This is a genomic window from Streptomyces sp. NBC_01077 (genome assembly GCF_045162855.1).
Lineage (GTDB): Bacteria > Actinomycetota > Actinomycetes > Streptomycetales > Streptomycetaceae > Streptomyces.
This window is the reverse complement of record NZ_CP108669.1, coordinates 7215292-7228763: the sequence shown is the minus strand read 5'-3', so window position 1 is coordinate 7228763 and position 13472 is coordinate 7215292. Positions and strand designations below refer to the sequence as shown.

Sequence of the window (13472 nt, the reverse complement as noted above, 5' to 3'; positions counted from 1 at the left end):
TGAGATAACGTGACGCCATGGCAGACGACTACCTCGTACGCATCGGCAAGCTCATCCGTGACGCCCGGCAGCACCGCGGCTGGACACAGACGCAGCTCGCCGAAGCACTGGCCACGAGCCAGAGCGCCGTCAACCGGATCGAGCGCGGCAACCAGAACATCAGCCTTGAGATGATCGCCCGGATCGGCGAAGCCCTCGACAGCGAGATCGTGTCGCTGGGTTACGCGGGACCGATGCACCTCAGGGTCGTCGGCCGCCGCCGGCTCTCGGGCGCCATCGACGTCAAGACGAGCAAGAACGCCTGTGTCGCGCTGCTCTGCGCCTCCCTCCTCAACAAGGGCCGTACGGTCCTGCGCCGGGTCGCCCGCATCGAGGAGGTCTTCCGACTCCTGGAGGTGCTCAACTCCATCGGGGTGCGCACCCGCTGGGTGAACGACGGCGTCGACCTGGAGATCGTGCCGCCGGCCGACCTGGACATGGACTCGATCGACGCCGAGGCCGCGATCCGCACCCGCTCCATCATCATGTTCCTCGGCCCGCTGCTGCACCGCATGGACCGCTTCAAGCTGCCGTACGCCGGGGGCTGCGACCTCGGTACGCGCACGATCGAGCCGCACATGATCGCGCTGCGCCGCTTCGGCCTCGACGTCACCGCCACCGAGGGCATCTACCACGCCCAGGTCGAGCGCTCGGTCTCCCCCGACCGCCCGATCGTGCTGACCGAGCGCGGCGACACCGTGACCGAGAACGCCCTCCTGGCGGCCGCCCGCCACGACGGCGTGACCGTCATCCGCAACGCCTCCTCCAACTACATGGTCCAGGACCTGTGCTTCTTCCTGGAGGCCCTCGGCGTACGGGTGGACGGCATCGGCACCACCACCCTCACCGTGCACGGTGTGCCGCAGATCGACGTGGACGTCGACTACTCCCCCTCCGAGGACCCGGTCGAGGCCATGAGCCTGCTCGCTGCCGCGGTGGTCACCGAGTCGGAGCTGACGATCCGCCGGGTCCCGATCGAGTTCATGGAGATCGAGCTCGCGGTCCTGGAGGAGATGGGCCTCGACCACGACCGCTCGGCCGAGTACCCGGCGGACAACGGCCGGACGCGTCTGGTCGACCTGACGGTCCGCCCCTCCAAGCTGGAGGCGCCGATCGACAAGATCCACCCGATGCCGTTCCCCGGCCTGAACATCGACAACGTGCCGTTCTTCGCGGCGATCGCGGCCACCGCCCAAGGCAAGACCCTCATCCACGACTGGGTCTACGACAACCGGGCCATCTACCTCACGGACCTCAACCGCCTCGGCGGCCGCCTCCAGCTCCTCGACCCCCACCGGGTCCTGGTGGAGGGCCCCACCCGCTGGCGCGCCGCCGAGATGATGTGCCCGCCGGCCCTGCGCCCCGCGGTGGTCGTCCTCCTGGCGATGATGGCCGCCGAGGGCACGTCGGTCCTGCGGAACGTGTACGTCATCAACCGCGGCTACGAGGACCTCGCGGAGCGACTGAACTCGATCGGCGCGCAGATCGAGATCTTCCGGGACATCTGACATCACGCCGAGAAGCAGCCGCCGCACACAACAGGTCACGGACCCGGCTGGTCTTTTCCGGGACATCTAGAGAACCGATCAAGAGCCCCCGCCGTGTTCCGGCGGGGGCTCCTCACTTCCAGCAGCGAAGCTCCGAGCACGTGGCCCACGAGGCCGGTTCTCGCCCTGTCCATACAGCAGTTGTCCAGCGCGTTCCACCTCGGCGAAGACTGCCCCGCCGGAGGATGCGGGTCTTGCCTGGCAGGCAACCTTCCACTCGGGATGACGCCCCGTCAGTCGTGAGCGGCTCGCCCCGCCACTCCATAGGCGCCCGCTCCCCCAACTCGGCGACGCTATGCGTAGCCCTGGAACGCCGTCGACCCGCACTCCCGAGAAACAGAAGTGCGGCCAGGACATCCCGTGAAGGGGCACCCTGGCCGCACAGCCGGAGCTACAGCAGCCGACGCGTCGCCCCTATGAACCCGCGATGTAGAGCACGAGGAACATCAGACTACTGGCGAACATTGCAATTCTGAGCGAGTTGAGACTGGATGCGCTTTTTCGCTCACGCATCTCAACGATGATCGCGGCACAGATAACCCCGACCAAAATTCCGAAGGAGAAATCGACAGCACGAGCCACCTCCCTCCTCCTCTCCGTGATATCCGTCTGCATAATTCAGAATACGCCCTCCACCGTCACATGTAGTGTCGATAGAATTCATCTTCGCGCTTCACAGCTTCCTGCTCCGCCTTCGCGGCTTCCTGCTCCGCGATTCTGGCCGCCCCTCGCTCAGCCCGCCTGGTCAAGTAACCCCTCACCCCAATCATGGCCGTGGTTCCTTGGGCCAACCCCGTGGCGGCACCTCCAACTCCCTGCCCTATATATGAGAGCCCTTCGTCAGTGTCGGTGGAACCTGGGTTCTTGTACTGCCACGCTCCAACCCCCACGGCCGCACCTGCAATCACGGCACAGCCAGCCGCTGCGACAACACTCGCAATTGCGATCGCACAACCCACGCCAGCAGCCACGCCGACAAGAAACGTTTCGTGATCCTTGACCCACTTTTTCGTGGAATCTACCGCATTCTTACCGATGTCCCCGAGCCAGCTTAGACCTTTACTGATATCAAGCGAGAGAGACATCTGCCTGCGTTCGGCGGCCGCCTGCGCGTCTCGGTCGGCTTTCCGCTTGTCCGCCGCCTTCTTCGCCGAGGCTGCCGCCTTCGCGTTGTAGTGGAAGACCTTGTAGTGCGACGGATTCGCCCGGTACGACCTGTAGCGCTTCCGGGATTCGTTGTCCTTGCGCGGGCTCTGGTGCCAGATCCAGTTGCCGCCCTTGTACGTGTAGCCCACCGACATGCCGCGGTCGTTGCCCCAGCGGGTGTCGTTGTACGAGGCTCCGCCGGCCGGGCCGTCCGGGCGGAGGCCCGTCGGGTCCGCCTTCGTCAGCGGGTTGTTGTGGCCGTAGGCGTACGCGTTCATCTGGGCCGGGTCGCCGAAGTCGATGACCGGGTCGACCGAGAGGAAGCGGCCCGTGGTCTGGTCGTACTCGCGGGCTCCGAGGTGCGTGAGGCCCGTCGGGTCGTTGGTGCCGCCGACGAAACCGCGGGTGCCGAAGACGCCCGACTGGGCCGTGCGCAGTTCTCCGAAGGGGAGCTGCTTGCGATGGGTGACGCCCAGCGTGGCGGCGTCGATGGCCGTCATGGCCGTGCCCTGGTGGTCGCCGACCAGGTAGGAGATGGTCGCGCCCGTACGGACCGCGACGGTCTCCCCGCCGTGGGTGTAGTAGCGGGTGGCGGTCTTGGTGCCGGTCGCCGTGACCTTCAGCTCGTCACCGTTGGACAGCGTGAGGACACTGCTGCCGTCCGCGTTCTTCGCGATGAGCCTGCCGCCGTCGGCGTCGTACACGTAACTGCTGGTCTTGCCCGCCTCGGTGAGGGTGGCGAGGTGCCCCTCGGCGTCCCACTTCAGGTCCTGCACCTTGGTGCCGATGGTGCGGTTGGTGGTGTTGCCGGTGGCGTCGTACTGGAAGGTACTGACCCGGCCGTTGTCCGGACCGCCGGTGACGGTGGCCTGCTGGACGGCGTGCGGACGGTCGGCCCGCGCCGCCGGGTGCGTGTACGCGGTAGTGGCCCCGCCGAGCCTGTCGCTCTGCTCGGTCCGGTTGCCCAGCTTGTCGTAGCCGTAGGTCAGCCAGTAGGCGTCCGGGCCACCGACGCTGGTCGCGGAGGGTGCCGTGGCGCAGTCGGCGGTCGCCGTCCACGCCTCCGTCAGCCGGCCGAGGGCGTCGTTGGTGAAGCACTGCCGGTCGGTGGACGCGGTGGCGTCTTGGCCGGTGGTGCTGGTGATGCCGGTGACATTGCCCGCTTGGTCGTAGTCGTACAGGTGGCGGTCGACCCGCCTCGGGGCGAGGAACCGGTCGGTGGTCCGCTCAAGGAGCCGACCCGTGTGCTCGTCGTACGCCTGGGTCCGGAGGACCTTCTTGTCAAGGTCGTGGCCGAACTCGGTGCCGACGGGGCGGCCGTAGACGTCGTATTGGACGTTGGCGACGAGCACGACTCCCGCACGCGTGGTGCGGAACGGCTGGTCATCGCTGTTGAACTCGGTGACGACCCGCTCTGAGGGGACGTCTCCGATCGCCGGGTTGTTCGTCCACTGCAGTGCGCCGGTCTCTGCGCTGTACCCGTAGGTCCAGGAGTACGTGCCGGCGACGCCCCCCGCCGCCGTCGGGACGGTCAGGGTGCTCGACGTCGGCTGATAGCGGTCGTCGAGCGCGCCGATCGCCGTCTTGTACTCGACCCCGCCGACGAAACGGCTGCTGCTGGTGAGCTGTCCCTTGGCGAGGGTGTCGTAGGTCCACTTGGAGAGCGTCGTGGCGCCGTTCTTGACCTCGGTCTTGCGGCCAAGCTTGTCGTAGACGGTCGTCAGGGTGGTGTTCCCGGCGTCCTTGCCAGTGACGACCTGTCCGTTGGCATCGTAGGTGAGGACGGTCGTACCCTTGTCGGGGTCGTCCACCCGGGTCTTCTGACCGCGGTTGTCGTAGGTGTACGACCAGGTGTTGTCCGCCGGGTCGGTGACCGCCGTGGGCTCGTCGTACTTCCCGTAGGTGTACGTCGTCGACTGGGGCTGGGTCAGCCCGGAACCCGCGTACTGAATGAGTTCGGTGGTGCGCCCCTGGACGTCGGTGACGGTGGTGCTGGCGGTGCCGCCCTTCGGCGGGGTCACGGTGACCCGGTCTCCGCCGTAGTCCGTGGTCGTCCGCCACTTCTCGTCGCCGCGGAAGAGCGACAGGGCGTCTGTGACCCGGCCCATGCCGTCGTAGACGTTCTCCGTGACGTTGTCGATCTCGTGGGCGTCCTTCGCCGTGTAGAGCGTCGCGGACGGGGCGACGTCGGCGTAGAACGGGGCGAAGCTCTTCCAGACCCAGCCCCGCGAGTCGTAGCGGGTCTCCGTCATGAGCGAGTGCTGTGTGCCGACGGCCGCGGCCTGGGACTGGCGCTCGCGCAGCAGACCGTCATACAGGGCGTACGTGGTGCGGTAGGTACCGTCCTGCTTGAGGGTCTTCGTGGTGACCGCGTTGGCCTGGGTCGTGGAGATCTTGTAGCTGTACTCCGCGGACGGCTGCGTGGCGTGGTCGGCCTTCGTCCAACCGGGCTGCCACACCTTGAGCACGCGGCCGAGTCCGTCGTGGACCGCGTCCGTGCGCTTGCCGTTGGCGTCGGCGGCCGCGACGACCACGCCTCGCACCGGGTCGTAGGTCGTGATGGTGGCGTGGCCGAGGGCGTTGGTCTCCGTCATCGACGTGGGAATGCCCGTGGTCGGGGTGTACCCGGTGGTGGTGATCTGCCCGAGCGCGTCGGTGTCGGTGAGCTCGCGCCCGTACTGGTCGTAGGTGTGCTTCGCCGTCGTGAGGTAGCCGGTGCCCGCCGCATCCTGCTCGTCGATGCGGGTGACGTCACCCTTCACCGGCGCGGTGGTGAGGGCAGTGGCTCCGTCGTAGTAGCGGCGCTCCACGGAGATCAGGTCGGCGGGCAGGCTGGGCGTGATGCCGCAGGGCTTGGCCACGGTCCTGACCTCGGAGGGCAGCCCGAGGAGGGCGCCGGAGACGTACGTCGTCGTGGTGCACTCCTCGTCGCCCGACTTCGCCGTGTCGCCGAGACGGGACTCGGTGAGGACGTGACCGTTCGCGTCAAACGTGCGGTGCGTCTCGGTGGTGCGCCAGTTCTGGCCGACGGCGGTGCGGGACCGCTCCTCCGCGCCTCCGGTGATGTAGGCGCGGCGGGCGGGGAGCCCCTCCTCTCGGGTCTCCGTCGCGGTCGCGGCGGAGACCCATGGCGTGAAGCTCGCAGCCGACTCAAGCTTGCCGTTCTCACCGTTGTACGTGGCTTCCTCACGGGTCATGCCGGCGAAGGCCTCGTGGTCGGTGACGGCGATCTGCTCGCTGTCCTTGACCGAGGCCCCGGGGATGCCGCGGAAGTAGCGGTACTCCTTGAGCGTGCGCTGGAAAGGGTAGGCGCCGGTGCGGACCTGGACCCGTCCGAAGCCCTTGCGGTCGCCGTACGTGAGGTGCTTGCCGTTGGTGAACTCGTCGTCCTTGGCCTTCGTCCAGGCCATGCCGTCGAGGTACGTGTACTCGGTCCGCTTCTCGGGAGCCCCGCCGGTGTTGTCGTTCTCGGTGATCAGGTTGACGGCGTAGGCGTGGAACCAGTCGAGGTAGGGCTCGTAGTTCGCGGCCGGGGCGTCCGGCGGCGACCACTTGACCGGGTAGCAGCGCCTGGTGTTCGAGGTCGGTGACGGGACGCTCGTGGCCGAGCAGTCCTGGGGTGTGTAGCCGACGCCGATGGTGCCGCCCGACTCGCTGTTGATGGCGGAGACCCGCAGGCGCCACATGGCCGGGACCGGGTCCGGGGCACCGCCCGTGGTCGCGCCCTCGACGCGGTTGGGCATGGCCACGCTGTTGAAGGTGACCGGGGACAGCTTGACGGTGCCGGTACCGGTGTGGCCGCTGCGGGTGATCGACTTGAGCCAGAGCGGTGCGGAGCCGGTTGTGTCCCCCGTCGGCGGGAAGTCGTGGTCCAGGGCCCAGCTGTCGACCGGCTTCCACGCACCGGCGTTCCAGACGTGCGTGGCCATGGCGGACAGCTTCATCCGGGTCCAGAAGGACGGCGAGTAGCGGTCCTTGCACTCGGTCGCGGGTGCGCAGTACTGGTCGAAGGGCACGTCCGGCCAGTTCTTCGCATTGGTCTTGTCGAAGACCGTGCAACCGGACAGGCACCGCTCGGTGTTGGTGAAATCGACCTTGGCGGACGGCTGACCGTAGAGGCCGGTGGAACGCAAGCCGTACTCGATGCGCTTCAGGTATCCGCTGCGGTCGTACGCCGTCGCGGTGGAGGCACCGGTGTTGGGATCGACGTTCCGGCCGTAGGAGTTGGGCTCTTCGCCCCAGTAGTACGTCATGGCGTCGTCGTGCGGGTCGACGACAGCGTCGAGGTTCCAGCGCCACGCCTGCTGGCACCAGGCGTCCTTGAACGCTGCGTTGTAGCAGGGCTCGCCCTCGTGGTTGCCGAAGACGGGCACCGTCCAGGTGGAGCGGGTCTCGGCCTTTCCGGCGCCCCAGCCCTCCATCCGGTTGGCTCCGAAGAAGTACTCGGTACCGTCCGGTGTCGTCACCTTCCAGTACTCACCGTTGTCATCACCATTGTTGTCACCGTAGTTGTCGGTGGCCGTGCTGATGAGTTTGACGATCTCAGTGCCGTCGTCGGCCTCCAGGTGCCACGTCTTCGTGGCGGTGTCCCAGATCAGTTGGTTGGTCTTGCCGCCGAGGTTGAGGACCGCGTTGTCCTTCTTCCAGCACAGGTCGCCGACCTTGGCGGTGGTGTTGTTGCTGTTCGCCTTGTCGTCCGTGCAGGACACGTACTGGCGCTCGATGTAGCCGGGCTCCATGGACCAGCCGTCACCGATGCCGCCCGGCTGATTGTTGGTGGCGGCCGTCCGGCCGTCGACCGACTGCGAGCCGTACCCGAGCTTGAGCTGCGGGCTGACATCGCCCGGAACCTCGGGGACATCGATGTCGTAGTTCCAGGAGAAACCGCCGCCGGAACCGCCGGCCGACCAGGACGCGGAAGGGGCGAGCGACGTCGCCTTGAAGTCGCCGGACGAGCCGGATGCCGACGCGGTGGCCACCAGGACGGTGGTCTCTCCCGCGGCCGCGGACAGCGCCACCGGCGCGGACAGGGTTCCCGCCTGGACGTCGTTGACCGTCGGCAGCTCAGAGCCAACGGCACAGCCCTTGGCCTTGGGCGTGGTCAGCGCACAGGAGGGAAGCTCCCGCAAGCGGAGCCGGGAGGCCCAGTCGCCGCCGTAGGCGCCGCGGAACGCGTCGTAGTCCAGCTCGACGCGCACCTCGCCCGTCCCCTTCTGCAGGGGCTGCACGGAGAGCGCGACCCCCTCGACACCGAGCCGTCGAGCCGCGTCCCTGCCGAGCACGCTCACGCGCGCCCGCTCGGCCGCTCTCGCGTCCTGCTTCCACACGCGGACGCCCGAGACCGTCGGGTCGACGAGCGGAGACTCCTGGGCGCCCGCTCTCGCGGACGAGACCGCGATCGACGCCCGGCCGAGGCCGACGTCCGCCGATGCCTCCGACGGCCAGGCCACTTGCGGCGTCCGCCAGGCCGTCGCAGCCGCTTCCTTCTGGCGGGCGGTCTGCTGATGCGGCGCTACTGGCGCCACTTGTACGGGATCAATCTCCCGGGGCTTGTCCGGTCGCCATTCGGTGACGGCTGCCGCCACCGGCCCCCCCAGCAGACCCGCGGAAAGGAACCCCGCGGTCAAGGCCGCGACTGTCCGAATCCGTCTTCTCCCCAGGAGAGTTCTGCTCTTCTCGAGCCCACTCACGTGCGCTTCTCCCACCCCTATGGACGCATGCATCACACAGACGCATCACTAACCGACGGAAAGTAACAGCGGATCTCCCGCTACCGGCCAGAGTGGAAGGAAATGAGTACTCAGTCAGTCAAGTAGCGAAGCAATAGCGGGCACGGAAGGGGAATTCCTCTCAAGTCACCAATTCTGGTACACAAGAACGAGCCAACTGACATAGATGAAACGCGGCTCCACCTCTCGGGTGAGAAACGATCTACCCTGCGGGACGACCGAATCCTGGGAGGGGAGATCATGAGGAATCGGACCACCAGAAGAAGACCGAGAAGACCCGTCGCCGTCGTCGCCGCCACTGCGGCAGCGGTCCTCGGCGCCGCGCTCGTACCCCAGCCGTCGGCCGACGCCGCGACGGCTTCCACGCTGACCACCTCGCCGCCGGCGGCACCGGAGGACACCGCCGGCAGGCAGGCCAAGGAGACCGGCAAGCGCGTCGAGGTACTGGCCCGCCGCACCGAGACGTCCCAGCTGTTCGCCAATCCGTCGGGCGGATTCACCCAGGAGCAGTACGCTCTGCCCCGGTGGACGAGGGAGAACAACCAGCTCGTCCCCATCGACACCGTCCTCGCGCCGACGAAGGACGGACGGGTGAGCCCGAAGGCCACGATGGCCGGCCTCTCGTTCTCCGGCGGCGGTTCGGGCCCTGCCGTCAGCATCGTCCACAACGGCCGGAAACTTTCGCTCAGCTGGCCGACCCCGCTGCCGAAGCCCACGACCCATGGCGACACAGCGACCTACGCCGAGGTGCTTCCCGGAGTCGACCTGACGCTGCGCGCGGGCAACGCCGGATTCGGCCAGCTCCTCGTCGTCAAGACGCCCGAGGCCGCCGCGAACCCGGCCCTCAAGTCCATCCGGTTCTCCATGGCCACGGAGGACGTGAACGTCTCGGCCGACTCCTACGGCAACCTGACCGCAGTCGATGCCGTCGGCCACCAGGTCTTCACCGCGCCGACACCCCGCATGTGGGACAGCTCCAGCTCGAACGGCCTCGGAAAGGCACGCGCCGCCGCCGCACCGGCACCGCCCACCGACAGGTTCGAGCCCGGACACGGCGCCAAGCAAGCCGACCTGGGCCTTTCCATCAGCAAGGGCTCCATGACGCTGACGCCGGACCAGCCGCTGCTCACCGGCGGCGACACCACGTACCCGGTGTACATCGACCCCACCTACGCCGTCCCCGGAACTCGCGAGGCCTGGGCCCTCGCCTACAAGCGCACTCCCTACACCGCCTACTTCAACGGGGCCGGCTGGCACAACGCAGACGGTAGCGTCGGGACCAACGAAGCGCGCGTGGGCTACGAGAACATCACCGACGGACTCGCCCGCTCGTTTTTCCGAATGGATTCCAACAACCTCTGGAACACTAAGAAGAACATCAAGAAGTCGACCTTCCGGATCAAGAACACCTGGTCCTGGTCCTGCGAAGACCGAAGGACCGAGCTCTGGCTCACGGGTGGCATCTCGACGTCCACGACCTGGGCCGGCCAGGACAACTCCACCATGTGGGCGCGGAAGCTGAGTCACTCCGACACCTCTCTCGGCTACGTCGGCGGCAGCTGCCCGCCGGCCGGCAACCTCGCCTTCGACGCCACGTCCGCGGCCACCGAGGCGGCGACGAAGAAGTGGAACAACATCACGCTCGGTCTCCGCGCCACGGCCGAGAACGACGTCTACTCGTGGAAGAAGTTCGACGCGGCAACGGCGACGCTGTCCACCGACTACAACACCTACCCCAAGCCGCCCTCCAACCTCGACACCACTCCAGACACATACACTGATACCTGCCAGTCGGGCGGCGCCATGCTCACCCCGACGATCGGCAACACCGACATCTCGCTCTCGGGAACGTTCTCCGACCCCGACGGCGGCACGGTCAAGGCACGCTTCGCCCTATGGCCCGCCGGCCACGGCGGTCCCACCAACGAGGTCAACCAGGTCGTCGAGATCCCCTCTGCAAGGGGTGCGAAGCTCCCCATTCTCAAGGCGAAGCTCAAGGACCTGCTGGTAGATGTGGGAATCACCGGAACCGGTAACTTCTCCTGGCATGCACGCGCAGAGGACGGTGAACTCGTCGGTGCTTGGAGCCGTGTGTGCAACTTCTTCTTCGACGCCACCAGGCCGAGCTTCCCGCCAAGCGTCACCTCCACGCAGTTCCCCGACGGAACCGAAGGCTGGCCCGAGACCACCGGCTTGGCCCGCAGCGAGGGAACGTTCCGGTTGCAGAACAAGGACACCGAGCCCGCCGCCGCCTTCGAGTACTGGACCGACTGGGACCCGACCGTCCTCAAGAAGAACCTGGGCTTCATGGGCAACATGGCCGATATCGATCTCACTCCCCCCAGCGTGGGCAGGCACTCCCTTAGCGTCCGAACCGTCGACAAGGGCGGCAACATCTCCGACACCACCCGCTACTGGTTCTATGCCAACGGACCGGGGACACCGGACAAGCCCGGCGACCTCAACGGAGACGGGATCGCCGACTTCTACGGCGTGCGGACCGACGGTGATCTGTGGTTCTACAGCGGTAGCGGCACCGGCACCCTTGCGCCGTACACCGTGGCCTCGAACCAGGACTTCACCGGCGCCGACGTCACCCGCCGCGGCGACTGGACGCAGGACGGATACGAGGACCTCGTCGCTCTCAACGCCGGAACCGACGGGAAGACACTGACGGTCCACCCCAACAACGGATTCGGCTACGCGTGCTCCGCGCGCAACGAGCAGGCCGACGGCGTGTCGAAGGCCTGCCTGTACGACGAAATCCGGCTCTCCGTGTTCGACCCCGCCAACAACCACTGGGACAACGCCTCCCAGATCCTCGCCGTCGGTGACGTGGACGGACCGCTGGACACGAATGCCGACGGCGTCATCGACGTTCCCGGTCACCCCGACCTCCTGGTCAAGGAGGCGGGTCGGCTCTGGCTCTTCTTCGGGTCGGCCGACCATCGCCTCGACAGCGGCAAGGAGCCGGTGCTCGTCGGTACCGGCGGCTGGAGCAGCTTCGATATCGCCGCCCCGGGTGACCGCGACAAGGACGGCGACGTCGACCTCATCGCCCGGAACAGCACCAACGGCGAACTCCGCTTCTACCCCGGCACCAAGGACGGAAGCGGCCTCGGGAACGGAACCACGTCCACGGTCATCGGCACGGGCTGGACCACGACCAACCGTCCCCTGCTCACCGCCGTCCCCGACGCCAACGGTGACGGGACCTCGGACATCTGGTCCACCAGCGGCGAGGGCACGCTGTACTTCTACCCGAACGCCACGGGATCGGGCACGGTCGTCGGATCCGGCGGCTGGAGCCCATTCCAGGACCTGAGCTGACCCCAACAGCCCCGGTGCGGCCCCCGGCGAGATCCAATCCTCGCCGGGGGCCGCACTCCGTTCCACCACCGCCACTGGGGGCCTCGTGCGGTCAGCCGCCCGGGATCGGGACCCCGCCCTTGAGGCGTTCGATGTCCGAGGGGCGGACCTGGATCACGAAGACGGCTACCAGTGCGCCGACCACGGCGAAGATCGCTGCCGTGACGAAGCCGGCGGAGACGCCGGAGGTCAGTACCTGGTCGGCCCAGGGGGGCGGCAGTTGTCCGGTTCTGGCGAACTGGGCCTTCTCCAGGGGGCCCGCCTGGGACAGGAACGCGGGTACCTGTGTCTCCGCCTCGTTGCGGCTGGCCGTGCCGAAGACCGTCACCAGGATCGACAGGCCGAGCGAACCGCCCACCTGCTGGGTCGCGTTGAGCAGGCCGGAGGCGGCGCCCGACTCCTTCGGCTCGACGTTCGACAGCGCCATGATGGTCAGCGAGACGAACATCAGGCCCATGCCGAGGCCGAAGACGAGGATCGGCCCGAGGATGCTGCCCAGATAGGTGGAGTTCACATCGGTCCGCGTCAGCCAGGACAGTCCCCCGGCGGCGAGTATCGAGCCCGTCACCATGAAGGGTTTCGGGCCGTATCTGGGCAGCAGGTTGGACGTGAGCCCGGCGCCGACCCCGATGATCGCGCTGATCGGCAGGAACGCGAGGCCTGTCATCAGGGGGCTGAAGCTCAGCACCTGCTGCACGAACAGGGTGAGGAAGAAGAACATCCCGAAGATGGCCGCCGCCAGGCAGAGCATGATCACGTAGGTGCCCGAGCGGTTGCGGTCGGCGAACATGTGCAGCGGTGTGATGGGTTGCTGGGAGCGCCGCTCGATCAGGATGAACGCGGCCAGGAGGACGACCGCGGCGCAGAACGAGGCGATCGTGTACGGGTCGCGCCAGCCCTCCTGCGCGGCCCGGATGAACCCGTACACCAGCGCCACCATGCCGAGGGTGGAGGTGAGCGCGCCGACGATGTCGAAGTGACCGGGGTGCCGCTCCGACTCCTTGACGTGGCGGGGGGTGAGGAAGGCGATCAGCAGCGCGATGGGGACGTTGACGAAGAAGATCCAGCGCCAGTCGAGCCATTGGACGAGCATGCCGCCCGCGACCAGGCCGATCGCGCCGCCGCCGGCCGATACGCCCGCGAAGACGCCGAAGGCCCGGTTGCGTTCCGGGCCTTCGTCGAACGTCGTGCTGATGAGGGCGAGCGAGGTCGGCGAGGCTATCGCGCCGCCGACGCCCTGGAGGGCCCGGGCGGCGAGGAGTTGCCACTCGCTCTGCGCGAGTCCGCAGAGGAGCGAGGCGAGTCCGAAGAGCAGCACGCCGAAGATGAACACGCGGCGCCGGCCCAGGATGTCGCCTGCGCGCCCGCCGAGGAGGAGCAGACCGCCGAAGGTGAGGGTGTAGGCGTTGACGACCCAGGACAGGCTGGTCGTGGAGAAGTCCAGCGCGGTCTGGATGTGTGGGAGCGCGATGTTCACGATCGTGATGTCGAGGACCACCATCAGCTGGCAGGACGCGATCACGAACAGGGCGATGCCCTTGCCGTCACTGCCCTTCTTCGGGGTGGCGGTCTGTGCCGGTGTCGTCGGCTTGGGTGTACTCATTGGGCGCCTCGGGGCCTCGCCTGGTGAGTGAGCCGTGGG

5 protein-coding genes are annotated in these 13472 nt (G+C 67.5%); 2 read left to right on the top strand and 3 right to left on the bottom strand.

The window, feature by feature from the left end:
• Positions 1 to 17 precede the first annotated feature (17 nt).
• Positions 18 to 1547 carry a helix-turn-helix domain-containing protein gene (locus tag OG462_RS32690; protein ID WP_406063178.1) on the top strand — a complete coding sequence of 510 codons (1530 nt, stop codon included), beginning with the start codon at positions 18 to 20 and terminating at the stop codon, positions 1545 to 1547.
• Between the two features lie 453 nt (positions 1548 to 2000).
• Here OG462_RS32690 and OG462_RS32685 read toward each other — a convergent pair whose 3' ends face one another.
• Together OG462_RS32685 and OG462_RS32680 are read right to left on the bottom strand one after the other, a co-directional pair.
• On the bottom strand, positions 2001 to 2168 hold the full coding sequence (locus OG462_RS32685) for a hypothetical protein (protein WP_406063176.1): 168 nt from the start codon (positions 2166 to 2168) through the stop codon (positions 2001 to 2003).
• A 56-nt stretch (positions 2169 to 2224) separates the two neighbouring features.
• Positions 2225 to 8014: an RHS repeat domain-containing protein gene (locus OG462_RS32680; RefSeq protein WP_406066814.1), complete on the bottom strand. Its 5790-nt coding sequence runs from the start codon at positions 8012 to 8014 to the stop codon at positions 2225 to 2227.
• A gap of 687 nt (positions 8015 to 8701) precedes the next feature.
• On the opposite strand from OG462_RS32680, the gene OG462_RS32675 reads away from it, so the two are divergent.
• A complete protein-coding gene (locus OG462_RS32675) occupies positions 8702 to 11791 on the top strand; it encodes an FG-GAP repeat domain-containing protein (protein ID WP_406063174.1) in 3090 nt (1029 codons plus the stop codon).
• 91 nt (positions 11792 to 11882) lie between these two features.
• Here OG462_RS32675 and OG462_RS32670 read toward each other — a convergent pair whose 3' ends face one another.
• Positions 11883 to 13433 (bottom strand): MFS transporter, encoded by a 1551-nt coding sequence (locus OG462_RS32670; RefSeq protein WP_406063172.1) that lies wholly within the window; start codon positions 13431 to 13433, stop codon positions 11883 to 11885.
• Positions 13434 to 13472 lie beyond the last annotated feature (39 nt).